Annotated in this window: 13 protein-coding genes; 10 read left to right on the top strand and 3 right to left on the bottom strand. The window is 59.7% G+C overall.

Annotated elements, in window-relative coordinates; translation table 11 throughout:
• Positions 1–7: 7 nt before the first annotated feature.
• From AC07V0_RS15985 to AC07V0_RS15955, 7 genes are all read left to right on the top strand, one after another.
• Positions 8–403 (top strand): YbaN family protein, encoded by a 396-nt coding sequence (locus AC07V0_RS15985; RefSeq protein WP_018929918.1) that lies wholly within the window; start codon positions 8–10, stop codon positions 401–403.
• Between the two features lie 253 nt (positions 404–656).
• The gene (lapG, locus tag AC07V0_RS15980) at positions 657–1,364 is read left to right on the top strand and encodes a cysteine protease LapG (protein ID WP_064619589.1); all 708 of its coding nucleotides are present in this window, start codon (positions 657–659) and stop codon (positions 1,362–1,364) included.
• A gap of 23 nt (positions 1,365–1,387) precedes the next feature.
• Entirely contained in the window at positions 1,388–3,328 is a 1,941-nt protein-coding gene (gene lapD, locus AC07V0_RS15975; protein WP_086946380.1) for a cyclic di-GMP receptor LapD, read from the top strand.
• A 139-nt stretch (positions 3,329–3,467) separates the two neighbouring features.
• Positions 3,468–6,494, top strand: coding sequence for an Ig-like domain-containing protein (locus tag AC07V0_RS15970; protein ID WP_086946381.1), 3,027 nt, complete (start codon positions 3,468–3,470; stop codon positions 6,492–6,494).
• Positions 6,495–6,926: 432 nt separating this feature from the next.
• Positions 6,927–7,295 carry a DUF6124 family protein gene (locus tag AC07V0_RS15965; protein WP_086946382.1) on the top strand — a complete coding sequence of 123 codons (369 nt, stop codon included), beginning with the start codon at positions 6,927–6,929 and terminating at the stop codon, positions 7,293–7,295.
• Between the two features lie 583 nt (positions 7,296–7,878).
• On the top strand, positions 7,879–9,783 hold the full coding sequence (locus tag AC07V0_RS15960) for a hypothetical protein (RefSeq protein ID WP_086946383.1): 1,905 nt from the start codon (positions 7,879–7,881) through the stop codon (positions 9,781–9,783).
• A 480-nt stretch (positions 9,784–10,263) separates the two neighbouring features.
• Positions 10,264–10,632, top strand: coding sequence for a DUF6124 family protein (locus AC07V0_RS15955; protein ID WP_086946384.1), 369 nt, complete (start codon positions 10,264–10,266; stop codon positions 10,630–10,632).
• Between the two features lie 246 nt (positions 10,633–10,878).
• On the opposite strand, the gene AC07V0_RS15950 is transcribed toward AC07V0_RS15955, so the two are convergent.
• Positions 10,879–18,018 carry a retention module-containing protein gene (locus tag AC07V0_RS15950; protein WP_192351584.1) on the bottom strand — a complete coding sequence of 2,380 codons (7,140 nt, stop codon included), beginning with the start codon at positions 18,016–18,018 and terminating at the stop codon, positions 10,879–10,881.
• Between the two features lie 591 nt (positions 18,019–18,609).
• Here AC07V0_RS15950 and AC07V0_RS15945 point away from each other — a divergent pair.
• The 3 genes from AC07V0_RS15945 (at position 18,610) to AC07V0_RS15935 (ending at position 23,707) form a co-directional block, all read left to right on the top strand.
• Positions 18,610–19,968, top strand: coding sequence for a TolC family outer membrane protein (locus AC07V0_RS15945; RefSeq protein WP_019648053.1), 1,359 nt, complete (start codon positions 18,610–18,612; stop codon positions 19,966–19,968).
• 26 nt (positions 19,969–19,994) lie between these two features.
• A complete protein-coding gene (locus AC07V0_RS15940; RefSeq protein ID WP_018929910.1) occupies positions 19,995–22,154 on the top strand; it encodes a type I secretion system permease/ATPase in 2,160 nt (719 codons plus the stop codon).
• Positions 22,155–22,342: 188 nt separating this feature from the next.
• Positions 22,343–23,707, top strand: a complete 1,365-nt coding sequence (locus AC07V0_RS15935; protein WP_086946386.1) for an HlyD family type I secretion periplasmic adaptor subunit — start codon at positions 22,343–22,345, stop codon at positions 23,705–23,707.
• A 152-nt stretch (positions 23,708–23,859) separates the two neighbouring features.
• Here AC07V0_RS15935 and AC07V0_RS15930 read toward each other — a convergent pair whose 3' ends face one another.
• The gene (locus AC07V0_RS15930) at positions 23,860–24,453 is read right to left on the bottom strand and encodes a tRNA-uridine aminocarboxypropyltransferase (RefSeq protein ID WP_086946388.1); all 594 of its coding nucleotides are present in this window, start codon (positions 24,451–24,453) and stop codon (positions 23,860–23,862) included.
• A 4-nt stretch (positions 24,454–24,457) separates the two neighbouring features.
• On the bottom strand, positions 24,458–25,351 hold the full coding sequence (locus AC07V0_RS15925; protein WP_007938472.1) for a LysR family transcriptional regulator: 894 nt from the start codon (positions 25,349–25,351) through the stop codon (positions 24,458–24,460).
• Between the last annotated feature and the right edge of the window lie 295 nt (positions 25,352–25,646).

Raw genomic sequence — 25,646 nt, 5'->3', positions numbered from 1 at the left:
TTTGCCTATGGACAACCCCATAGGCAACCGCCCCCTGATGTTGCGCTACGTGCTGCTGGCCATCGGCTGGCTGAGCGTAGCGCTGGGGGTAATCGGGATTTTCCTGCCGGTGCTGCCCACCACACCGTTCCTGCTGTTGGCGGCAGCCTGCTTCGCCCGCAGTTCGCCGCGTTTCTATCACTGGCTGGTTGAACATCCACGGCTTGGACCCTGGATTCGCGACTATCTGGACGGCAACGGCATTCCGCTCAAGGGCAAGGTCTACACCATCGGGTTGATGTGGACGAGCATCCTGTTCTCCTGCTACCTGGTGCCCCTGCCGTGGGCGCGCGGGTTCATGCTGACCAGTGCGGTGCTGGTGACGGTTTATATCCTCAAGCAGAAAACCCTGCATAAACCCTGATTCCTATCGATGGCTCGAGGCTTTTGTGGCGAGGGAGCTTGCTCCCGCTGGGTTGCGAAGCAGCCCCAAAACCTGCAACCCGCCTTCTCCTGACACACCTCATTGATCGGTTTGGCGACTGCTGCGCAGCCGAACGGGAGCAAGCTCCCTCGCCACAGGAAACAACCCGCCGACATCCTTTCGTCCGACGACCTACCCGACCGCCCCGTAAACACCGCCTAGACTTCAGACATCTGCACCCGAGCAGCCAGACATGCCCCGCAGTCCGCGTAGTCCAGGATGGTCAACGCTCCGACTTCGGTTCGGCGGATGGCTGCTGCTGGCGAGTTTTCTACTGGCCGGGTTGGGCAGTGCCTGGGCCGACTGGGATTTTGCGCAGGTTCTGCAAACGGCCGAAAAACGCTACGGCCCCCTTGGCGAGGCACAGGGACGGATCGAGGCCTGGAGCCAAATGCTGCAAAGCGAACGCAACCAGCCTGAGCGCGAACAACTGAACGCGGTCAATCACTTCTTCAATCAGCGACTGAGTTTTCAGGATGACACGCGCATCTGGCATCAGACCGATTACTGGGCCACGCCCGTGGAGTCCTTGATCAAAGCCGCAGGCGACTGCGAAGACTTCGCCCTGGCGAAATACTTCAGCCTGCGTCACCTCGGGATTCCCAGCGAAAAACTACGCATCACCTACGTCAAGGCCCTGACCCAGAACCAGGCGCACATGGTGTTGACCTTCTACAGCAGCCCCACGGCCGATCCGCTGGTGCTGGACAACCTGATCGACGAGATCCGCCCCGCCTCCCAACGCAAAGACTTGCTGCCGGTGTACGCCTTCAACGCCGAAGGCCTGTACTTGCCGGGAGCCAATGGTGGTAAACGCAGCAGCGACTCGAAAAAACTGTCGCGCTGGCAAGACGTATTGAAAAAGATGCAAATCGAAGGGTTCGCCGTGGGCGAAGGCTAGCCGCCACTGCAAGGAGTGTTTTCATGTCACTGCGCAAACAGTTGTTCCTCGCCATTTGCCTGTTCTTGCTGGTGGCCTTCAGCGGCAGTTTTTTTGTCAGCCTGGAAAGCTCCCGTGAACAGATGCTCAGTCAGTTGCGCTCCCACGCCCAGGACGCCGCCACGGCGCTGGGCCTGTCGTTGACCGCGCAGATCGACGACCCGGCGATGATCGAATTGATGGTCAGCTCGATTTTCGACAGTGGCTATTTCAGCAGCATCCGGGTCATCAGCATCGAGAATGAACAAGTGCTGGTGGAGCGCAGCGTACCAGCGCAAATCGAGGGTGTACCCGGCTGGTTCGTCAGTCTGGTGAACCTGCGCCCACAAGGTGGCGATGCACTGGTCACGCGTGGCTGGGACCAGGCAGCCCGGGTCGAAGTGCTGAGCAACCCGCAGTTCGCCCTGGCCAAACTCTGGGACAGCTCCCTCGGCAGCCTGATCTGGCTGCTGATTTGCGGATTACTCAGCGCCGTGTTCGGAGGCTGGCTATTACGCCGGCAATTGCGCCCGCTCGACAACATGGTCAAACAGGCGGAAGCCATCAGTAAACGCGAGTTCCGCAGCTTGCCAAAATTGCCGCGCACGCCGGAGCTCAAACGCGTGGTGCTGGCCATGAACCAGATGGTCGAAAAACTCAAAGCGCTGTTCGCCGAAGAGGCCGCGCGCAGCGAAAAACTGCGCTCCGAATCCTATCAGGACAACCTTACGGGCCTGGCCAACCGGCGCTTGCTGGATGAACAACTGGCCGACCAATTACTGGATTCCGAGCAAAGCCGCGACGGTCATTTGCTGATGCTGCGGATCAACGACCTGATCGGCCTCAATCAACGCCTGGGTGGCCAGCGCACCGATGCCCTGATCAGCGCCGTCGGCGAGTTGCTCAAGCGCCTGACGCAACCTGCAGAACGTCGTACCTGGCTCGCGGCGCGCAATCGCGGTGGCGAATTCAGCTTGCTGACGCCGGGTCTGGACAGTAGGGGGGCCGCGCGCCTGGCCTCCGAAATCAGCGCCACCCTGGAAAACCTGCGCCTGACCGGCGCCAGCGACTGCATGCCCGTGGCGCACCTGGGCATCGTCGCCTACCACCCGGGCGAACCGGCAAATGATGTGCTGCTGCGCCTCGACCAAGCGCTGACCCAGGCCCGGCAACATCCCGAGCGGCCATGGATATACCAGGCCCAGGTCGATACTGCGCCGAATCATTCTCAGCATGATTGGCGCAACTGGATCGACGATGCGCTGACCGAAGGCAAGATGCAGTTGTATTTCCAACCGGTGGTGCAATGCGCCGACACCAGTCAGGTGCTGCACCACAAAGTCCTCGCGCGCTTGCTCGACCCGCAGGGCGAGGCCGTTGCCGCCGGGCATTTCCTGCCGTGGATCGAACGCCTCGGCTGGTCGGCGCGGTTCGATCTGGCGATGCTCGAAACCACCCTCGAATACCTCGCCGCCAACCGCTGGCCGCTCGCGCTGAGCCTGTCCGGCAGCACCCTGCGCGACCAGACCCAGCTGAAACTGATCTGCGACATACTCGAATCATTGCCGGAACTGGCGCCTCTGCTGACCCTGGAAATCGACGAACGCCAACTGCCGCCCCCCAAAGAACTGCAACACCTGAGCCACAGCCTGCTCAACACCGGTTACCGCATCGGTTTGCAGCATTTCGGCGGCAGCTTCAGCCAGATCGGCAACCTGACGCAGCTGGGGTTGGCGTACTTGAAAATCGATGGGGCGTACATTCGGGGTATCGATCAGCAGAGTGACAAGCGGTTGTTTATCGATGCGATATACCGGGCGACCAACAGCATTGATCTGCCGTTGATTGCGGAAATGGTCGAGACCAAAGGGGAACTGGAGGTGATCCGGGAGTTGGGGCTATTTGGGGTGATGGGGCGGTTGATCGGGCCACCGGAGCCGATGTGAGCGGTATGACCACTCGTCTAAAACCTGTGCGCACCTGTCAGATCTGACAGTAGGCAAACACTCACGCCGATTATCTAATCCTTCCGTATCGGTGCCGCCCAATCGGGCAGCCGGGCGCCTCTATGGAAGGTATGCATTCATGAACAGCCCCCTGACAAACGCTGACCTCGCCTCCAATGGACAAGTCGTTGTATTCCCGCCCGATCGCGGCATCGGCGTGCTGGCCGTAGACCCGCCCTACCCGCCGGGCTACAAACCGCAGAGCGACGGTGCGTTGGGGATCAACATCAACATGGTGCACGGCGACCGAGACGGTTTACTGGTTTACATCCTGGCCTATCTGAACATGGCCATCGGCGACTACATCACGGTTTACATCGAAACAAAAAACGCTCCCGTCGCTGAATTTTCCGTCACCGAAGCCCACTTCGATGCCGAAGGCAACGCGAAAAACATTCCTTTCTATATTTCCGCCACAGACATGGAAGCCAGGTTTGCACCGCTGCTATCGGAGAACAAGCAATTCTGGTTCGAAGTTGAGCGTGTGAGCGGAAACGACACCGAACAATCGCCACCTGTGCCGCTGTTTTATAAATACCCGGCGCCGGGTGAACCGGACACAGACGGCGGTAAACCCTTCAACCAGGGCCTCAAGCTGCCCGTCGCTTCGGAATCCGTCATTGATAAAACCGTGGTCGATGAAGGCATGTTCGTGACCGTGCTGGCGTATTACAACCAGCAAATCGGTGATGTGGTCGTCCTTGCCTTTGGAACGCTGCTCCTCGAGTCCACCGTCACTGCGTTGGGTGACGTGGTCTTTGAATTGACACCTGAAATGCTCGCCAGTTTGCCGCCTGGCAATACGGTGATCGTGCGCTGGGAAGTGTTCGATGTCGTGAAGAATTCGAGCGGCTGGTCGGATTCGCTGATCCTGGTTTTCAAGCCAGGGATAGTGCTGCTGACCGCACCGATTTTTGAACAGGCCGATCCCGACGATGTGGTTCATCACGATTGGCTCGTGGGCGGTACCCTGCGGATACTGGTCACCGGTGTGTTTGCAAAAGATGAACTGCTCGAACTGACATTTGAAGGGATCACGAATGGTGGCGACCTGGCCACCCACACCTTCAGCAGGACGCTGACTGCCGCGACCAGAACCGTGGTCTTCGAGGTTCCCAATGAGTGGGTTCGCAACCTGATCCGAGGCTCGGCGCAGGCGTTCTATCAAGTGGTCAGAACAGGCAACCCTCAACCATCGAAACACGCGGGTATCACCATCACCGGTACGTCCCTGCCATTGGGCCTGCCGATGGTCGAGCCGCTGGAGAGCAACGATACCCTGCCAGCGGATACGACCTTGGCGAAGGTGGAGTTCGCCACGTATTGGCCCATGAAAGCGGGCGCGAAGGCCGAATTATGTTGGCAAACCATTGACTCGGACGGTATTGCGATCCTGTTTATTTTCCAACTGATCGTCACCGACCCGACGCTGCCGCTCATCTTCCAGGTGCCAACCAAATACATAGCCCCTTACGCCGGTGCCCCATTGACGCTGCAATGCAAAATCACCAACCCGGGTAAAGTCGAGGTGGTTTCCGATCTGCTGGGTTTAAAGATTGGGGATGAGAAAGACATCGTCCTCGAGCTGCCGTTTCTGGTAGGAGTCCCCCAGCCGATTCACCCCTTGGACGGGGAGCGGACGATAAGGGCCGAATTCCTCGCGGCGATAAAGGAAGACCGGGCGAGACTGATACACATCAAGGCGCCAAACGACTCGCCACTGTTCTCGCTTATTCCTTTGAACCAAAACAAACGCGCCAACTGGGTGCTCGACCCTCGGTTTCTTGTTGCCAACCAGGGAAAGACGATACAACTGCGCTGGAACTTGAGGCGCAACGGGAAAAAAGCCGCTTCATCCCCGGCTGTGGAAATTGTGATCGCCCCGATCGCCCCCGAAGACAGTCGGCTTCCGACGCCCCGGATCAGCGGAGTATCCGGGATTGTGGAAGTAAAAAAACTGACGGCTGCCAATGAACTGGTAGTGGATGAGTGGCCGGGGCAACGTTCAGGACAACCTCAATACCTGATGTTTGAAGGAACCAACACCCAAGGTGAAGTGGTTCGGCATGAAGCCCTTAAAGGCGAACTGACGGGTACCGAGAGGGGCCTGAGACTGGCATTGCCGCTCGACTGGCTTCGCAATCTGAAAGATGAAACCACCTTACACATCTTCTTCCAGGTGAATGTGAACCGAGAGCCTGACAGGGAAACGGCCGTAGCATTTCCCGGGCAAGCGTATATCGTCGATTCGCTGATTGAACTACAGCCGCATATCGATGCGCTGAAAGACCCGCAGGGTCGTGATATTCCACAAGGCGACACTACGATTGCCACCACTATCACCGTACACGGGCATGCAAGCATCCAGGAGCAAGTCGAGATTCTGGTGAATGGCGTGGTGGAGGCGACGGTAACGACAGACGCTAACGGCGATTTTTCGGAGCCCGTGAAGGTTGCCAAGTATGACGCGCTGAACACAATCCGGTTACGAGCGAAGTACGGCGATAACCTGACATCACACGAACGATCTTTCACCCTGCGCCGACCGCTGCAAGTTAACCAAACCACTATGAACCTGCACGGACTCAGGATTGAGATGGGGTGGCAGAAAGTGGGGCCTGATTTCCCGGGCAATACCGAAAATCGTCCCGCATCCTATGGAGTCCCCCCGATCCGCTACACCTCCAGCAATCCGGCTCAGGTCTCGGTCGATGCAAATGGAAAGGTCACCGGTCTTCGTAACGGCGGCGCGTACATCACCGCACAGGATCGATTCAGCACCCTTACCTACTATGTGGACGTGAAGAACGTTTTTGTCGCGGCATCCGCTGGAGTGGCCATGACGTTGACCAATTCTGTCAACTGGATGATCTCTGTTCCGGGCTCCATGCCACTGTCTGATCTGTGGTCACTTATAGTGCTGGTCTATGGACCTTCACACACCTGGATTCTGGGCAATTCAGTTAACTGGATGCTCGACTCCAGAGGGTGCCCCCCGGGCTATTCGCTCATCTACCAACATGGCAATGGCAACGGTCCCGGAATAGTTCCCGGGAATGCGCCCCCGCATGTGGTCTGGAACCCGTGGTGCGCCAGACCTTATTGAGAGAGAAACGAGGAAAAGGGGACATTTGTTCATCTGCCCTGCCTCTACTCCAACACCTGAGTGAGAAATAAACAGCGATGCTTAAAAGACATCTCCAGACACTCACTCAGGCTACACATCCTTGCGCCGTTGCCTACGACTGCGCCAGAATCCGCCGGCTTGTGCGCTTTGGGGGCGGGTTCTATCGTTTCGCGGTCGCTGACGAATCATTGATCGGGTTTCGCAGCCCGGGTCAATCAAGGCGCACTGCGCCACCGTTCCCTTTCAGTTGGCGCTTCTTTTCGTCAACTGGATTGCGTTATGGCGGCTGTGCGCGGGAGATCTTCGGGTCTGCCGGGTTCCTTGATTCCCGGTCTGCGAACCTGCGTACAGCTGCCACCTCCCTCGTTTCGCAGCGAGCAGTGACAGCTCCATTAATCAAGGAGCTTCAACATGTTCAAAATCACACCCAACCCACCCGAAACCGACGACGTTTCCCCCTACGAAACCCCGGACTCCAAAAAACTCAACGAAGCCGCCGAGCGCGCCCTCGATTACTACCTCAAACCGTCCGCCCCCAAGCCCCCACGCAAGCCGAGCACGATTTACACCGTTGCCCCGGACATCGACATCGAAGAGCTACTGGCCAATGCCTGCGAGTCCTTTGCCTCGGCCAAGGTGATCGCCAGTGACTGTGCCGGTTTTCTGGAGGGGCCGCAGAGCAATACGATATTGGGCGTCGCGCAGCTCATCATGTTTGGTGAACTGGCGGTGAGTCGGGCGCTGGACAGTCTGGAACTGAAGGCTGACCCGGCCCTGTAACCTGAGGTCAAACGCTGCCCCCTGTGGCGAGGGAGCTTGCTCCCGCTCGGCTGCGCAGCAGTCGTAAACCCTGTACATGCGGTCTACCTGATGCAATTGGGTCGAATGGTTTTGGGGCCGCTTCGCAGCCCAGCGGGAGCAAGCTCCCTCGCCACAAAAGCCCTTCAGGCTGCAAGTTTTATGGTGGTCTTTCGGGCCTCTTCGCAAGCAAACTCGTTCCCACAGTCGCTCCGGGTTGTTCGCCTGTTTTGTGTTCACTGAAGATCGAATGTGTGAGAGCGAGCCTGCTCGCGAAAACGATCTCACCGGCAAAAAAAACCGCCATTCCTTCAACAGGGATGGCAGGTTTTGTCGTTTCAGCTCACGCATGCCGTTGATGATGGTCGCTGTATCGTGGCCCCCCACAACCACCCGCCCGTAAACGGTTGGTCAGGCAGCCGATGCCGATGTAACTGATATGACCGTTCGTCTTAAATCCACATATACCTGTCAGATCTGATAGTAGCCAATCTGTTTTCCCTGCGGTGTGATGAGTACTCGTCCCGAGTGGACTTGAAACTTGTCGCCTCCCCCGGAGAATTTGATGGATATCCAGTCCGCCGAGCTAACGAAGCTGTTTACGCTGTTTCCCATAATCATCCCGGGCTGGGTATCCCCGATAAGACCCGCCGGCATCGCTGACGGCGGTATTCCCAAAGCCCTTTATGACGGCCAGGCCCAAGGCCTTGAATGCCTGGTTGATTACTGGGAGGAGTTGCAGCTGCGCTCCTGGATCATGGCGGTCGATGATCGCGTGGATTTGTATTGCAACGGCAATCTCGTCCCAGGAGCAGGCCAGACCGTCAAACCCGGAGAGGAACAACTGCGCCAGCGTCTGTACCTGCCGCACGGGTACCTGATCCAGGGCGTCAATCGGTTGCATTACGTGGTCACCCGTGTCAGCGGGAACAGTGAACCCTCTCGGGATCTGCTGGTGCTGTACCACCTGCGGTCTGCGGACAACCTGAATCTGCTGATCCCGGCCGACGTGCTCAAGGACGGCGTCAGCGCCGCACGGGCAGCGCAAGGGGTGGAGTTCGGGTTCACCTATGCCAATCGGCGCAACTATGACCGCATCGAATTTCTGTTGGGCGACACCCAGGACCGGTTCGACGTCCCCGACGGCACGGCGCCGATCACCCATACACTGTTCACCGACATGTTCCAGAAGGCGGGCGACAACCCGAGTGCTGTGGTCGAGTTCTATGTCGTCGACCAGTTGGGCAACCGGGTCAAATCCCCGGAGAGGCGCCTGGACATACATCTCGGCCGTCTCGATCTGAACCCACCAACTTTGGTAGCCCCGGCGAAAAGCCCCATTGATGTGTTGACTCACTCAAATGGAGCAACGGTTCGAATTGAATTCCTGACAGCGGGGTTGAATGATCGAGCGCGTCTAATGATCAAGAATCCGATCGCAGGCGACAAAACGTTTCCTGCGCAGCTATTCAATCAAAACAAAAGGGCAAACTTCAGATTAACTTTCGAGCTTCTATTGGAGTGGATGGGGCGCGATGTCGAATTGTATTGGGAGTTGATTCGCGATGGGAAGCCGGTAGGGACATCGTCGCCGTTGGCACTGACGATTGAACGGATCGTCGACGGTGATGTTCGTTTGGGAGCTCCCATCATCGATCAGGCTGATAGTGCGCGGACCTTGGATATCAATGAATTCGACGGTGATGCCACCATCACTAAAATTCCATGGCCGCTTAAGGGTGGAAATTATCTTATCGACGTAAGGGTCATCGGAATCGGAAGCAATGGAGCATCCCTTGTTATTCCCGTAGTGACAGGAGGTTCCTTGACACCTGCGGAAGAGATTAACGGATTCACCAGAACACTGTCACGTGCGCAACTGTTATTGCTACAGGATGGTTCAACCCTCCATATAGAAGTCAAAGCCAACTTCAAGGGGCAAAAGCCCATAACGATTATCTTCCCGCGCTCTTTAATCTATACAGCCAAGAACATCCAGCCTATTTTGTCGGAAAATTTCGATAGCCACTACTCACGCTTTATATCACTTGGCCAGACCATATCACTGCCTAGCATGACCATTCGCTTTCTCGGAGGAAATGGCATTATGGGTATAAACTCAATAAACACCATTCTCACTGGCCCTTACCCTCCCGTGCATAACCAAAGCGCTGCACAAGTTCTAGAGATGCATACAAACGCCAGTGGCACGAGCCAATACATGCAACTCGAGTTCAACTGGGGCTACTCCTCTGTCGAGTTTTACTACAGATTCGTCCAAAGCAACGGAATACTGGTTAATTTCTTAAGAAAAGACAAAACAAGACTATCTTATCAGTACCTTGCCAATAGTCCCGGCCCCCACCGTGTATTCTTCTCTACTTCAGACAATGACATTTGGTATGTAGAGATCATTACAAGCGTCTGGGATTTAATTACCTTTGATCACTTCACCATGGGTCGCAAATAAATATCCGAAACTCGCGACCACTGGTGCGAACAATATAAACAGAGGACGAAAAAATGAGCGACTCGGAGAAAGGGCACGCCATTATTTATCAGCCCTGCCTCTCCTAAGCCTGAATGAGAAATAAACAACGATGTTTAAAAAACATCTCCAGACACTCACTCAGGCTACACATCCTTGCGTCGTTGCCTACGACTGCGCCAGAATCCGCCGGCTTGTGCGCCTAAGGGTCGGGTTCTATTGTTTCCCGGTCGCTGACAAATCAGCGATCGGGTTTAGCGACCCGAACCTTTGTAGGCGCAACAGCGCTCCAAACTCTCTTGCAGATTGTTCATGTCTGCGATTGATGTCATGGCGGCTGTGCGCGGGAGACCTTCGGGTCTGCCGGGCGCCTACACCCGGTTCGCTAACCTGCGTGCAGCCGCCACCCTTACCTGTTTAGCGACAGGTCTTGGTGGCTCCATTTCCTGTAGGAGTTTCACCATGTTCAAAATCACACCCAACCCACCCGAAACCGACGACGTTTCCCCCTACGAAACCCCGGACTCCAAAAAACTCAACGAAGCCGCCGAGCGCGCCCTCGATTACTACCTCAAACCGTCCGACCCCAAGCCCCCACGCAAGCCGAGCACGATTTACACCGTTGCCCCGGACATCAACATCGAAGAGCTACTGGCCAATGCCTGCGAGTCCTTTGCCTCGGCCAAGGTGATCGCCAGTGACTGCGCCGGGTTTCTGGAGGGGCCGCAGCGCAATACGATACTGGGCGTCGCGCAGCTCATCATGTTTGGTGAACTGGCGGTGAGTCGGGCGCTGGACAGTCTGGAACTGAAGGCTGACCCTGCCCTATGACCTGATCCCTGTGGCGAGGGGGCTTGCCCCCGTTGGGCTGCGAAGCGGCCCCCAAAACCTGCAATCACTGTCTGTCTGGCAAACTGCATGTACAGGTTTTACGACTGCTGCGCAGCCGAACGGGGGCAAGCCCCCTCGCCACATGAGGTGTATCCGGGCACAGGGCCGGTAGATAAATCCGCAACCAACAAAAAACCCGCCATCCCCTTTCACCGGGAATGGCGGGTTTTGTCGTTTCGTTTCAGATCACACGGTATCCACCTTCAACGAATGGTCGTTCAACATGCCGTTGATAATGGTCGCGGTATCGTGACCGCCGGCAATCACACCATTCGCTCCGGGGGTGACGCCGTAGTGACTGGCCAGGTTCACACCGGCCAGGTCGATGGTCTGGCTCGGCGTGGCGCCGGCCATGGCGCTGATGTCGATGCTGGTGACCAGGGTCGCGCCGCTGCCGGTGACTTTGAAGTGCAGGTAGTCATCCAGCGATGCCGCAGTGCCGTTCTCGCCTTGCAGCAGTTGCGACAGGTCGAGTTTGTCGGTGCCCGGGGTGAAGTCGGTGATGACGTCGTGGCCGCTGTTGCCTTTAAGCCACTGGAAGGTGTCGGCGCCGCTGCCGCCGGTGAGGGTGTTGTCGCCCAGGCCGCCGATCAGGAAGTCGTCGCCGCCTCCGCCGTTGAGCACATCGTTACCCAGACCGCCGTTGATGATGTTGCCGTTGTTGTCGCCCGTGAGGCTGTCGTTGAAGTTCGAGCCCGTGAGGTTTTCGATGCCGGTCAGGGTGTCGGTGCCTGCGCCAACGGTGTTTTGCGCGGTGAGCAGGCTGAGGTCGACAGTCACGCCGGCGGTGGCATGGGCGTAGTTCACGGTGTCGTTACCGGTGCCGCCGTCGAGCCAATCGTTGCCCGGCCCGCTGAACAGCAGATCGTTGCCGGCGCCGCCATGCATCTCGTTATTGCCTGAGCCTGCGGTGAGCACATCGTTGCCGTCACCCGCATTGATAATGTTGTTGCCGGTGCCCGCGATCAACACGTCATCGCCCGAGGTGCCGGTCAGTGTATGGCCGGCCTGATAGGTGATGTCGACTGCCGCACTGTCGCTGCCGCCGTGGTTGTCGCTCGCGGTGTAGGTGCCGTGGAAGTCTGGCGTGGAGTCTTGGGCTCCGGCGTAGTTGACGGTCATGGTCAGTTGATAGTTTTCCGCCCCCTTCCCGCTGTTGCCAGGTCCCCCGTCGTCGATGTTGGTGATGTGGATCTGGTACGTGCCGTCCGCCGTGGCGGTGATGGTCTGGCCATCGGCGAGAGCCATGTAAGCGCCGCCATTGACCGAGTACTCCATGGTGATGTGGCCGGCCGCCAGGTTGTGGTCCAGGTTGAGGGTCTCGCCCTGTTTGAGGTTGACGGTGATGCGGTCCTCATCGTTGGTATTGTTGGTGCTGACCGCCCCCAAGGCCCCGCTGACCACCAGCATGGCGGTCATGGCGGCAGCGTTGGCGACGAATGCACTGCGGGCGATGGTCACGGCCTGGACGTTATTGCCGGTGAAACTGAAGCTCGAGTTGGTGCCGGTAAAGTCCGCTCCCTTGGCCGTCCAACCCGTGTTGAAGGTAGTCGGCGATGCCGTGAGCGCATCACCGTTGGGGTCGGTGTCGTTGGCCAATAGCAGCTCGCCCGGCACCACGATACTGCCCGACAGCACGTTGGTGATGATGTGATCATCGACTGCCACCGGTGGCGAATTCGGAATCACGTTGACTGTCAGGGTCGAACTGGTGAGGTCGCCGTCGTTGTCGCTGGCGGTGAAGCCGATGTTTTCGGTGATCTGCACGGCCGTGGTTTTCTGCGAGGTGTAGGTGTACTCGCCGGTGTCGAGGTTCACCAGCAGCGTGCCGCTGTTGTTGGTGGCGATGCTCAGGGTGTTGTCGACGGTGTTGAAGGTGCCGTGGTTGGCGCCGCCGCTGAAGTTCAGCGAACCCTGATTGCTGTTGGCTTTCGGGTCGTAGGTATAGGTGGTGCCGTCGACCGTGAGGGTTTTGATGAAACCGCCATCGGCGCCAAATGTACCGCCCTCGCCCAGCAACGAACCGGTGACCGGCGCACCTTGCACGGTGCCCGAAAGTACCGAGTTGAGTTGGTTGAGGTCGGTCACCACCACAGCGTTGGTGTCGGTGCGCGTGCTGCCGTCATAGGCCACCGGATCGAGGCTGGCGTTATTGACGCCGCTGCCCAGGCCGATGGCGTAGTTCTTGATGCCATTGGCGTCGAGGAAGGCTTTGAGCGCGATCTCGTCCGCAGTGCCGATGTCGCCTTCGTTGGGTTTGCCATCGGAGAAGAAGTAGCCGACGTTCTGCGCCCCGATGAGTTTGCCCGAGGTGTCGAATGCGGTTTCCATGGTTGCCACGGCCGCGTCGTAGTTGGTGCCGCCACCTGCCGTCAGCGTAGCGATGATCGACTTGGCCGTCGCCACATCGACCCAGATCGACGTCTGGTCGGTGGCGCTGCTGCTGAAGGTGACGATCTGTACCTTCACGTCACCCAGATTGTCGTACTTGTCGAGCAGCGCGCTGATCGCCTGCTTGGCCAGGTCCAGCCGCGACAGGCCCGATACGCCGGAGGGGTCGTCCATGCTCCCGGATACATCGATCACCAGCATCAGGTTGGAGTCGATCTGCACCGCCGGCACCGAACGGTCCGAGGCGACGGCGTGAGGCACGTCATCGACGATGCTGACCACAAGGGTGCCGGTGGTGCTGTTGCCGATGGCATCGGTGGCTTGGTAGGTGAAGCTTTCGTTCAGGGTGTTCGCGCCGTCGTTGGCGTTGGGCGAAGTTTTCGGCGCCGAGGTCAAAGTGTACGTGTAGGAACCGTCGGGATTGAGCAGGATCTGCCCGTAGGTGCCGGTGGCGCTGCCGACCAGGGTGTAGGTGATCGCACCCGTGGCGCCAGAGACCGAGCCTGCCAACGTACCTGAGCCGGTTTCACCGGTGTTGCCGGGCTCGCTGCCGGTGACGCTGCCCGCCGCCAGGTCCTGGCCGTCCTTGGTCAGATCCAACGCTTTTTCGTAGACGGTCACATCGGTATCGGTGGCGGCTACGAGGCAGTTGTTGGAGACGTCAACAGTGATCGTGGCGGTGCTTTCATCGCCGTCGGCATCGCGCACGGTGTAGGTGAAGGTGTCCGTGGCGCCCGCTTCGCCGACCGAATTCGGGTTGCTGTGGTACACCGCATTGCCGCTGGCATCCAGGATCAGGTAGCCGTAAGCGCCGTTGATTTGCGTGTTCAAGTCACCGATGGCCGAGGTCGAGGTGTCGCTGCCGGCACGCACGCCGACCACTGCCCCACCCAAGGCCGGGCCATCAGCGCCGAGCACATCGTTGTCCAGCACATTGCCGCTGACCGTGCCGCCCTCCACCACCGAAACCGAATCGCAATGGGCCGTCGGCACGTCATCGACGATGTTGATCACGATGGTACTGGTGACGCTGTTGCCCACAGAGTCGGTGGCCTGGTAGGTGAAGCTCTCGCTCAGGGTGTTCGGTCCGTCGTTGGCGTGCGGCGTGGTGGTGGGTGCCGAGGTCAGGGTGTAGGTGTAGGAGCCGTCCGGGTTGAGCAGGATTTGCCCATAGGTGCCGGTGGCGCTGCCGACCAGAGCGTAAGTGATTGCACCAGTGCCGCCCGTGATTGAACCGACCAACGTGCCCGAGGCAGTTTCACCGGTGTTGTCAGGCTCGCTGCCGATGACGGTGCCCGCCGCCAGGTCCTGGCCGTCCTTGGTCAGATCCAACGCCTTTTCGTAAACGGTCACGTCGTTATCGGGGGCCACCACGAGGGAACAGTTGGAGATGTCGATGGTGATGGTCGTGGTGCTTTCATCGCCGTCGCCATCGCGCACGGTGTAGGTGAACACGTCCGTGGCGCCCGGTTCACCGACCGAGTTCGGATTGCTGTGGTACACGGCGTTGCCGTTGGCATCCAGGGTGAGATAGCCGTAAGTGCCGGTAATGTGCGTGTTCAAGCCACCGATGGCCGAAGTCGAGGTATCGCCGCCGGCGCGCACGCCAACCACCGCGCCACCCAAGGCCGGGCCGTCAGCACCGAGCACATCATTGCCCAACACATTGCCGCTGACCGTGCCGCCTTCCGCCACTGAGACGACATCGGCATGAGCGGTTGGCACGTCATCGACGATGTTGATCACGATGCTGCCGGTGACGCTGTTGCCCAGAGAATCGGTGGCCTGATAGGTGAAGCTTTCGCTCAGGGTGTTCGCACCGTCGTTGGCGTGAGGGGTGGTCGTGGGGGGCGAGGTCAGGGTGTAGGTGTAGCTGCCGTCCGGGTTGAGCAGGATTTGCCCGTAGGTTCCGTTGGCGCTGCCGACCAGGCTGTACGTAATGGTGTCGCTGGTGCCGGTGACTGAACCCACCAGCGTGCCCGAGGCGGTTTCGCCGGTGTTGCCAGGCTCGCTGCCGACGACCGTGCCCGCCGCCAGGTCCTGCCCGTCCTTGGTCAGGTCCAGCGCTTTTTCATTAACCGTCACATCGGTGTCGGTGGCAGCCACGAGGGTGCAGTTGGCCACGTCGATGGTAATGGTGGTGGTGCTTTCATCACCGTCGGCATCGCGCACGGTGTAAGTGAACACGTCGGTCGCACCAGGGCCGTTCACGGCATTTGGATTGCTGTGATAGACCGCATCGCCGTTGGCATCCAGGGTCAGGTAGCCATAGGTGCCGTTGATTTGACTGTTCAAGCCACCGATGGCTGAAGTCGAGGTGTCGCTGCCGGCGCGTACGCCGACCACCGCGCCACCGAGTGCCGGCCCGTCGGCGCCGCCGATGTCGTTGCCCAGCACGTTGCCCGAGACCGTCGCGCCCTCGGCCACTGAGGCGTGGTCCGGGTTGGCGGTGGGCAAGTCATCGACGATGTTGACGTTGATCTGGCCCAACGCCGTGCTGCCGTCGACGTCAGTGGCGACGACGTTGAGGTTCTCGGTGATGCTGTTGGTGCCGTTGGCGTTCGGGTGGGTTTCGTTATCCACCAGGGTATAGCTGTAGCTGACCACGCCGGTCGCGCTGTCGTAACCGGTGACGGTCAGCGTGCTGCCAAGCGGAGTGACGATCGACTGCGGGAAGCCTGCGGCCACGCCACCGGTGACCACCGCGATGCCGCCCACCGTCAGGGTTTGCAAACCGTCGAGCGCGGTGACGGTGAAGGTGCCGCTCTGGGTCAGCGCCGGTGTGTTGGGGCTGCTGCCGTCGCTGAGGTTTTTTTCGTAGACGGTCAGTTCGCCGCCGTTGACGTTCAGGCCATCGAGCGTCACCAGGTCGTCGTTGTTATGGATGTTCAGCACCAGCGTCGCGGTGCTGGTATCGCCATCGGAATCGGTAAGGGTGTAGACGAAATTTTCGGTGCCGTTGCCACCGCCGTGCAGGGCTTTGAAATCGGCGTCGCTGGTGTTCAGGGTGTAGGTGTACGTGCCGTTGGCATTGAGTACCAAGGTACCGAACGTCCCGGTGAAAGTGCCGCCGATGATCGGCCCGCTGTCGGGGCCGGTGGCAATGCGGTCGGCGCCCTGGACGTCATTGGGCAGCACGCTGCCGGTCAGGGTCAGCAGGGTTTCCGATGCCGTATTGGCGTTGCTGTCGTCCACGGCATGAGGCAGGTCATCGACGATGTTCACATCAAGACTGCCAGTCGCGGTGGTGCCGTTGTCGTCCACCACGGTGACCGCAAACTGCTCGGAGAGACTGTTGGCGCCGTTGGCATTCGGATGCATTTCGTTGTCGACGAGGGTGTAGCTGTAGCTGACCACGCCGGTCGCGCTGTCGTAGCCGCTAATGGTCAGCGTACTGCCCAGCGGCGTGACGATTGATTGCGGGAAACCCGCCGATACACCGCCAACCACCACATTGATTCCGCCGACGCTGAGGGTTTGCACGCCATCCAGCGCAGTAATGGTGAATGTGCCGCTCTGGGTCAGCGCCGATGCATCAGGGCTGCTGCCGTCGCTGAGGTTTTTTTCGTAGACGGTCAGTTCGCCGCCGTTGACGTTCAGGCCATCGAGCGTCACCAGGTCGTCGTTGTTATGGATGTTCAGCACCAGCGTCGCGGTGCTGGTATCGCCATCGGAATCGGTAAGGGTGTAGACGAAATTTTCGGTGCCGTTGCCACCGCCGTGCAAGGCTTTGAAATCGGCATCGTTGGTGTTCAGGGTGTAGGTGTAGGTGCCGTTGGCATTGAGTACCAAGGTACCGAACGTCCCGGTGAAAGTGCCGCCGATGATCGGCCCGCTGTCGGGGCCGGTGGCAATGCGGTCGGCGCCCTGGACGTCGTTGGGCAGCACGCTGCCGGTCAGGGTCAGCAGGGTTTCCGACGCGGTATGGGCGTTGCTGTCGTCGATGGCCTTGGGCACATCGTCGGTGATATTGACGTCCAGCGAACCGGTGGCGGTATCGCCGTTGCTGTCGTTCGCAACCACAGTGAATTGTTCACTGAGATTGTTGGTGCCGTCACCGGCGGAATGGGTTTCGTTGCCGACCAGGGTGTAGCTGTAACTGACCACGCCGGTGGCCGGGTTGTAGCCGGTGATCGTCAGGGTGTTGCCCAGTTGAGTGGTGATCGACTGCGGAAAACCGATGGGCACCCCGCCACTGATCACGCTGATCCCGCCGATGCTCAGGCTGCTCAGCCCGTCGGGCGCAGACACTGTGAACGTACTGTGCTGGGTCAGTGCCCCCGGGTTGCTGGCCGACCCGTCCGCCAGGTTGGCTTCATTGAGGGTCAGTTCACCGCCCGCCACCGACAGGCCGGTGAGGATGACCGGGTGATTCGGCACGTTCGCGGCAAACGGCGTAACGATGCCTTTATCGCCGTTGTCCGGCGCAGCGTCCCGGCGTTCCAGGGGGAATTCGGGAATACCGTTGAAGCCGGCGGTGGGGAAACCAATCGTGGGATCGACCCGCCCGCCCACTTCCTCCAACAGCACAAAACTGTGGCCACCACCCAGCGCACCACCGGGCGCGCCCGTTGCGCCCGGTCCGGCGGCGGTGGCCTCAGCGGTCTGGGTCGGGTCGGCACCGGCGGCAATGGCTTTTTGCAGTTGCTCGACATCGGTCAGTTGCGCCTGGCTCGGCGTTACCGCATCAGTGGTCTCCACATGCGGCACCTGGTGCGCCAGTAACTGGGCATTCATTTGCAGGCTGCTGTCACGCCCCAGCGTCAGCTCCTGGCCATTTTGCATATGCACCGCCACCGCCCCTTCAGCCCCGGTGACCAGCTGCTCGCCGGCAAACAGCCGATCGCCCTCGATCAGTGCCCGTCGAGTGCCATCACCCGCCACTGCATACACCTGACCGATGACCTTACTGACGATACCGATGAGCGTTGCCATGTGCATTCCTCCGCTGCCAACTGCTGTCGGCATCCTGTTTGCGCGAAGAAACGTGCTCATGGTTCAAGCAGGTTGCCCGAGACCCGCGTGCCGGAAAGCGTTTACCTGAAGTAAACCGCTGCCTCCCGACACTCTCGCCAGGCGTGTCGCTCGCGAGGGGGGTGTCTTGGGATCGGGATAAAACCCTCTGCAATCAATGGCATCGGGACCCACTTCCAAAACGACCGGCCTGCAAACGCATGCGTAACGGTTCTGAATCACTCGAGTGACAAAAAAATGTCGCCTCTAAACCGTCTCGCTCTCCTCCCCTCCAGCACTTCTTCGCCCTGTGTCGAAAAGTGAATGGAACTTTCCAAAACCCTGTTGATGTTCCAGAAAGCCAATAAAACAAAGGCTTTCGCATTGAACAATGTGCTGGATTTTTCAGGCCGCATAAGTTTTTTTTGGCATAGCCCTTATGAAAAATTTTTCTTAGCTACGCTTCAGGATGTTCTTAGCTCTGTTGTTACAGGCATGAAACGGTTTCATCTAAAAATATCGTCAAAAAAATGGCGACCGCTAAGCACCATCAGGAATCAGGGAGATGCACCCATGCGCGTTTTAACCCCCCTTTGCAGTGCGATTCTGCTGGCCATGGCCTGCGCTTCTCAGGCTCAGGCGATGTCATTGACCGAGGCGATCCAGAGCACCATTGCGACCCACCCGGAACTGGCGTCTCGGGTCGATGCCCGGCTCTCGGCCGACGAGCAGATTAAAGTCGCTAAAGGGGGCTTTTATCCATCGGTGGATTTGAACGCCGCCTATGGTCGCGGCTACAGCGATAACACCACCACCCGGTCGCGAGGCAATCACAACACCGAAATCCTCACCTACACCCAGTCGGAACTGCGCCTGCGGCAAATGCTGTTTGATGGTTTCAACACCGCCAACGAGGTCGCGCGCACCAAAGGCGTGTCCAACTCGCGGGCCTATTACGCTCAAGGCACCGCCCAGGACCTGGCCCTGCGCACCATCGAGGTGTACCTCGAAGTGCTCAAGCGCCGCGAACTGGTGACCCTGGCCAAGAACAATCTACAAGCGCACATGCGGGTCAACGATCAGATCGGCCTGCGTACCCAGCGTGGGATCGGCAGCAACGCCGACGCCGACCAGTCCACCGCTCGCCGGGCACTGGCGCAAAACAACCTCGACACCGCCGAAGTCGATCTGGCCGATGCCGAAGCGAATTTCTACAGCGTCGTGGGGCGCATGCCCGATGAACTCGAAGCGCCGCCGTCGACCCGCGGCGAACTGCCCGCCACCCTGCCCGAAGCCCAGCAGAGCATGGTGGAAAACAACCCGTACCTGAAATCCGCCCAGGCTGATGTGCAATCGGCCGAGAGCCAGTACGAAGTCGCCAAGTCGCCGTTCTACCCACGCTTCGACGCCGAAGCAGCGGTGGGCGCCAATAACAATGTGCAGGGCGATCAAGGCCACGACAACGAATGGCGAGTGGGCGTGGTGATGAACTACAACCTGTTCCGTGGCGGCAGCGACAAGGCCCGGTTGGCCTCCGATGCGCATCAGATCAACCAGGCGATGGACATCCGCAACAACGCATTGCGCCAGCTCAACGAGAACATCCACCTGGCCTGGAACGCCATGCAAAACGCCAAGAAACAAACCCCGACCGCCCGTGAATACGCCGAAACCACCACCCGAGTACGGGCGGCGTATCAGGATCAGTTCGGTCTCGGCCAACGGACTCTGCTCGACTTGCTCGACAGTGAAAACGAGCTCTACAACGCCAACCGCCGCTACACCGAAGTGCGCTACACCGAGGAGTTCTCGATGTACCGCGTGCTGGCGAACATGGGCCAGTTGTTGAGCAAGCAACGGGTGGTGCTGCCCGCCGATGCGATCGCCGCCACCGAAGTGAAAAACGAAGCGCGCTTGCCTGAACTCAAATGAAGTAACGCCGTGTAGGAGCGATCAATGTGACCAGCATGGAAACCGGCAACACGGGTGTCGATCCGCGTCTTAGTTTCGATGATCCGCTTCTGGACGGCCTGTTGATTCTCTGCAAACTCCACGGCGCGACGGTCAGTCGTGCCAGCCTGAGTGCCGGGCTGCCAATGGCACACCAACGCTTGAGCCTGGACCTGCTGCCCCGCGCAGCGGCCCGGGCCAGTTTGCAGGCGCGGGTGCTGCGCCGTGAACTGGCGGATATTTCTGCGCTCAACCTGCCGGTGATGCTGATCCTCAACCATGGCCGCTGCGCGGTCTTGCGCCGTTGGGGCGACGATGGTCAGGCGCTGATTCTGCCCAGCGAAGCCGACGGCGGAGAACAGTGGGTCAGCACGGACGAGCTGGCCGCCAACTACAGCGGCCAGGCCTTGTTCGCCCGGCCACGGCATGAACTCGAAGACTTGCGCGCGCCGCTGGTGCCGCGGGTCGAGGCGTGGTTTCGCGACACGCTGAAGCTGTCGAAATGGCTGTACAGCGATGCGATTCTGGCAAGTTTCCTGATCAACCTGCTGGGCCTGATGGTGCCGCTGTTCGTAATGCAGACCTACGACCGGGTGGTGCCGAACCAGGCCACTTCAACCTTGTGGGTGCTGTCGATCGGCCTGCTGATCGGCACCGGTTTTGAGTTGGTGCTGCGGGTGGTTCGTGCGCACTTGCTGGACACTGCCGGGAAGAAAACCGACGTGATTCTTTCAGCGACCCTGTTCGAACGCATCACCGGCATGGCGATGAAAGCGCGACCCGCAACCATCGGTGGTTTCGCCCAGAGCATTCATGACTTCCAGGGCCTGCGGGAGTTTCTCACCGCCGTCACGCTGACCAGCCTGATCGACATGCCCTTCGCTGTGCTGATGCTGGTGGTGATCGGCCTGCTCGGCGGCTGGCTGGTGGTGATTCCACTGCTGGCCTTCCCCATCACGATCCTCTTCGCCATGGTGATTCAGGCGCGCCTGCGCGACACCGTGCAGAAGAGTCTGAGCCTCGGTGCCGAACGCCAGGCCCTGCTGATCGAAACCCTCGGCGGCCTGGAAACCCTCAAGGCCTGCAGCGCTGAAAGCGAGCGCCAGCACAAATGGGAAAGCACCCACGGCGCCCTCACCCGCCTCGACAGCCATGCGCGCAACCTCTCCGCGCTGGCCACCAACGGCACGCTGTTCATTCAGCAGTTCTCCGGCATGGCGACCATCGTCGCCGGGGTCTATAGCATCATCGCCGGCAACCTCAGCGTCGGTGCGCTGGTGGCAAGCTATATGCTCGGCAGCCGCGTGCTCGCGCCGCTGGGGCAGATCGCCGGGTTGATTACCCGTTACCAGCAAGCGCAACTGACCATGAAAAGCACCGATTCGCTGATGTCGTTGCCGCAAGAGCGCGACGCCAGGCAGCGGCCACTGGAGCGCACGCAACTGCAAGGCGCCCTGGACGTCTGCGGCGTAACGTTCCACTACAACGGCCAGAACGCGCCGGCCCTGGCCAACGTCAGCTTCAGCATGAAACCGGGCGAGCGGATCGGCATCATCGGCCGTAGCGGCTCGGGCAAAAGCACCTTGGCGCGGCTGGTGATGGGTTTCTACGCGCCGGAAGAAGGCCAGTTGCTGCTCGATGGCCTGGACCTGCGGCAACTGGACGTCGCCGACCTGCGTCAACAGATCGGCTACGTCGCCCACGACCTGCCCTTGTTGGCCGGCAGCCTGCGCGACAACCTGACCCTCGGCGCCCGTTATGTCAGCGATGCCCGGATGCTTGAAGTCGCTGAGCTGACCGGCGTGACTGAACTGGCGCGTCAGCATCCACAAGGGTTTGATCGGCCAGTGGGCGAGCGCGGTCAATTGCTGTCGGGTGGGCAACGGCAAGCGGTGTTGCTGGCGCGGGCCTTGTTGCTTGATCCGCCAATCATGCTGCTCGACGAACCGACCAGCGCCATGGACAACAGCAGCGAAGACCTTCTGCGGCAGAAACTCCACGGCTGGGTCCAGGGCAAAACCGTGCTGCTGGTGACCCACCGCTCCTCGATGCTCAGCCTGGTGGATCGGCTGGTGGTGCTGGACAACGGGCGGATCGTCGCCGACGGCCCGAAAGAAGCGGTGATCGATGCATTGCGCAAGGGCCGCGTCGGCTCTGCAACGGTTTAGGAGCGCCCACTCGATGCCAATACATACCTGTGGCGAGGGAGCTTGCTCCCGCTGGGTTGCGCAGCAGCCCCATTCACCTCGTTGTGTCAGCTGGACTTTTGCGACGGCTTCGCCGCCGAACGGGAGCAAGCTCCCTCGCCACAGTTTTTTGTTCGGCATTACTTCTCTTAACTGACGGGTATCGTCCCATGTCTGCTCAAACACCGGATTCAGCGGCCCGAAGCTACTTCGGCAGTTTCAGCAAAAGTGCCGAGAGCGAGTTCATGCCGGAAACCGCCGGCGCCTCGTTGCAGGATTCACCGCGCTGGTCGCGGATCACCGTGTGGCTGGCGGCGGCGCTGCTGATCAGCGCGCTGGTCTGGGCCAAATTCGCCGTGTTGCAGGAAGTCACCATGGGCGAAGGCAAGGCGATTCCGTCGAGCAAGATACAGGTGATCCAGAACCTGGAAGGCGGCATCGTCACCGAGATTTTCGTTCGCGAAGGGCAAATGGTGAACAAGGGCGACACCTTGCTGCGCCTGGATGACACGCGATTCCTGTCGAACAAGGGCGAAAGCGAAGCGGACCGCTATGCCTTGATCGCGCAGGTCGAACGATTGTCTGCCGAAGCGGAAAGCCGGCCGTTCAAGCTGTCCCCGGAAGTCATCGCCAAGGCGCCGCAAGTGGCCGAGGACGAACGCTCGCTGTATGAACAACGCCAGCGCCGACTGGCCAGCGAACAACGCACGCTGACTGAACAACTTCGGCAAAAAACCCAGGAGCTGGCGGAGTTCCGTTCCAAACAGGGGCAGTTCAGTTCCAGCCTGGCGCTGCTGCAACAAGAGATGAACATGTCGGCGCCGCTGGTGGGCACCGGGGCGGTGTCGCCGGTGGAAATCCTGCGGCTCAAACGCAGCGCGGTGGAAATCCGCGGCTCGCTGAACGCCACGACCCTGGCGATTCCCCGGGCGGAATCAGCGATCAATGAGATCAAAAGCAAGATCGACGAGTCCGAACAATCCTTCCGCTCGGACGCGGCGAAAGAGCTGAATGAGAAACGCACCGACCTGTCGAAAATCACCGCCACGAGCATTGCCATCGACGACCGGGTGACACGCACCACGGTGGTGTCGCCGGTTCACGGCATCATCAAAGTGCTGAAGGTCAATACCATCGGCGGCGTGGTCCAGCCGGGCAGCGACATGGTGGAAATCGTGCCCGTGGAGGACAACCTGCTGATCGAAGCCAAGGTCCGCCCTCAAGACGTGGCGTTCCTGCACCCGGGCCAGAAAGCCATGGTCAAGTTCAGCGCTTATGACTACACGATTTATGGGGGGTTGAGTGCCAGGCTTGAGTTGATCGGGGCGGACACCATCACCGATGACAAGGGCAACAGTTTCTATCTGATTCAGGTCAGGACCGACAAGAATCACCTGGGCGGGGACGTGAAACCGCTACTGATCATTCCGGGGATGGTGGCGACGGTGGACATTATTACCGGGGAGAAAAGCGTGCTGGATTACCTGCTTAAACCGGTGTTGAAGGCACGGACCGAGGCGATGCGCGAACGCTAAGTCTCACGCTGTCCCTGTGGCGAGGGAGCTTGCTCCCGCTGGAGTGCGAAGCGCTCCCAAAACCTGTCAGCATGATTTCCCTGACACACAGGCTGAATGGTTTTGGGGCTGCTGCGCAGCCCAGCGGGAGCAAGCTCCCTCGCCACAAGTCATCACCGGCCGTGATTCTTCTGATAGGTCTCCTCCCCCATCGCCGCAATCTGCCCCTCGATCAACGCCTCGAACGGTTTCAATAACGGTTCGAAAGTGGTCGGCGCTTCAAGGGTCTGCAACGCCTGCACAATCGCCTCCACCGTCGACAACGCCCCAGGCCCAGGTGCCTTGCGCAAGCGATAACGCGACACCCCGCCCTCGGCCAATGTCACTCTCGGCAACGCCGCCAGCAACGGATTGAGGTGCAGCATCTTGCGCGCCTTGCGCCAGGTACCGTCCGGAACCACCAGCAGCAGCGGCTTATCACTCGCGGTGTACGCCTGCATCGGCTGCGCATCTTCACCGGGAAACAACAGCCGCGCCTGATAGCCCGGTTGATTCAACAACGCCGGCAAATCCTCGAACACCTCGCCCACGATCAACTCGGCATTCTTGAGTCCCAACGCAGCCAATCGTGCGGTGTTCAATGCATGGTTCACTTCACTCGGATGCTGCAACAGCAACACCCGCGTGCGGCTATCCAGGCTTGGGATCAGTGGGCACAGACAATGGGTTTGCGGACGCAGGCAGCGCGGGCACTGGATTCTGGACATTTTCTTAAGCCTGATTGAGCTGTGCTTTGAGCAAATCACGGAAGGTCTGGATCAGCGGTTCGCGGCTACGGCCACGGCGCACGATCATCGAGAATGGCGCCTGATAACCGAACGTCGCCGGCAGCAGCACGCGCAAATCCCCCTTGTCGGCCCAGGCCTGGGCGTAGTGCTCCGGCAGGTAACCGATGTAGGCGCCGGACAGCACCAGAATCAGCTGGGCCTCCATACTTTCCACGGTCGCCGCGCTGTGCTTGAAACCATGACGCGCCAGTTCGGCCTGGCTCCAATAGCCGCGACCGACCATGCGTTGTTGGGTGATGACCTGTTCGGGGATGCGCCGCTCGTTGAACAGCGGATGACGGCTGCTGCAATACAGCCAGTGCTGTTCGCGGTAGAGCGGCATGTAGACCAGACCGCTCATGCGCGTGGAAAAGGCACCGATGGCCAGGTCGAGGCGGTTGTCCTGCACGCCGAGTTGCAGTTCGTAGGGGCTCATGACCGAGAGATGCAAGTGCACCGCCGGGTGTTCCTGGCTGTAGGCGCCGATGGCTTCGGCGAACGGCAAGGCCTTGTCGCTGACGGTGGAATCGATCACCCCCAGGTTCAACGTGCCGCGCAATTCGCCTTTGAGGGCGGCGGCGTATTGTTCGAAACCTTCGAGTTCGGCCAACAGACGCAGGGTTTCCTGATGGAACAGCTCGCCCTTGCTGGTCAGGCTGAAACCGCCGCGACCACGATGGCAGAGCACCAGGCCGAGGGCCGCTTCGAGCTGGCTCATATAAGTGCTGATGGCCGACGTCGAGAGATTGAGCTCGTGCTGGGCGTTGGCGAACCCCTGATGGCGGACCACGCTGACGAAGATGCGCAATAGTTTCAGGTCGGGTAAAGCGTTGGCCATGGGGGGGCTCCATTGCAAGGTAGTGCATGTTGCTTTTGTGGCGAGGGGGCTTGCTCCCGCTCGGCTGCGAAGCAGTCGTAAACCCGACTCATGCGGTCTGCCCGATGCAACCGGGCTTAATGGTTTTGGGGCCGCTTCGCAGCCCAGCGGGAGCAAGCTCCCTCGCCACAAGGGTTCGGTGCATGGTGGGGAGTCTATCTTCCCGCCCGCCATTAGTTTAGAAAAATCTGAACTAAGTATTTGCCCGTAGCGATTCTTCCCGGCCACTGCATTTCGCAGAATCGGCCCACAGCGG

Source organism: Pseudomonas sp. GW821-FHT01E10 (assembly GCF_059422365.1).
Note: the sequence above shows the minus strand (reverse complement) of the source record. Positions and strands in the feature narration are given on the sequence as shown.

Excerpts from the sequence above, each read along its gene's own strand:
- AC07V0_RS15985 (WP_018929918.1), top strand. The coding sequence starts at position 8 with ATGGACAACCCCATAGGCAACCGCCCCCTGATGTTGCGCTACGTGCTG.
- lapD (WP_086946380.1), top strand. The coding sequence starts at position 1,388 with ATGTCACTGCGCAAACAGTTGTTCCTCGCCATTTGCCTGTTCTTGCTG.
- AC07V0_RS15960 (WP_086946383.1), top strand. The coding sequence starts at position 7,879 with ATGGATATCCAGTCCGCCGAGCTAACGAAGCTGTTTACGCTGTTTCCC.
- AC07V0_RS15935 (WP_086946386.1), top strand. The coding sequence starts at position 22,343 with ATGTCTGCTCAAACACCGGATTCAGCGGCCCGAAGCTACTTCGGCAGT.
- AC07V0_RS15925 (WP_007938472.1), bottom strand. The coding sequence starts at position 25,351 with ATGGCCAACGCTTTACCCGACCTGAAACTATTGCGCATCTTCGTCAGC.
- AC07V0_RS15950 (WP_192351584.1), bottom strand. The coding sequence starts at position 18,018 with ATGGCAACGCTCATCGGTATCGTCAGTAAGGTCATCGGTCAGGTGTAT.
- AC07V0_RS15965 (WP_086946382.1), top strand. The coding sequence starts at position 6,927 with ATGTTCAAAATCACACCCAACCCACCCGAAACCGACGACGTTTCCCCC.
- AC07V0_RS15945 (WP_019648053.1), top strand. The coding sequence starts at position 18,610 with ATGCGCGTTTTAACCCCCCTTTGCAGTGCGATTCTGCTGGCCATGGCC.
- AC07V0_RS15955 (WP_086946384.1), top strand. The coding sequence starts at position 10,264 with ATGTTCAAAATCACACCCAACCCACCCGAAACCGACGACGTTTCCCCC.
- AC07V0_RS15970 (WP_086946381.1), top strand. The coding sequence starts at position 3,468 with ATGAACAGCCCCCTGACAAACGCTGACCTCGCCTCCAATGGACAAGTC.
- lapG (WP_064619589.1), top strand. The coding sequence starts at position 657 with ATGCCCCGCAGTCCGCGTAGTCCAGGATGGTCAACGCTCCGACTTCGG.
- AC07V0_RS15930 (WP_086946388.1), bottom strand. The coding sequence starts at position 24,453 with ATGTCCAGAATCCAGTGCCCGCGCTGCCTGCGTCCGCAAACCCATTGT.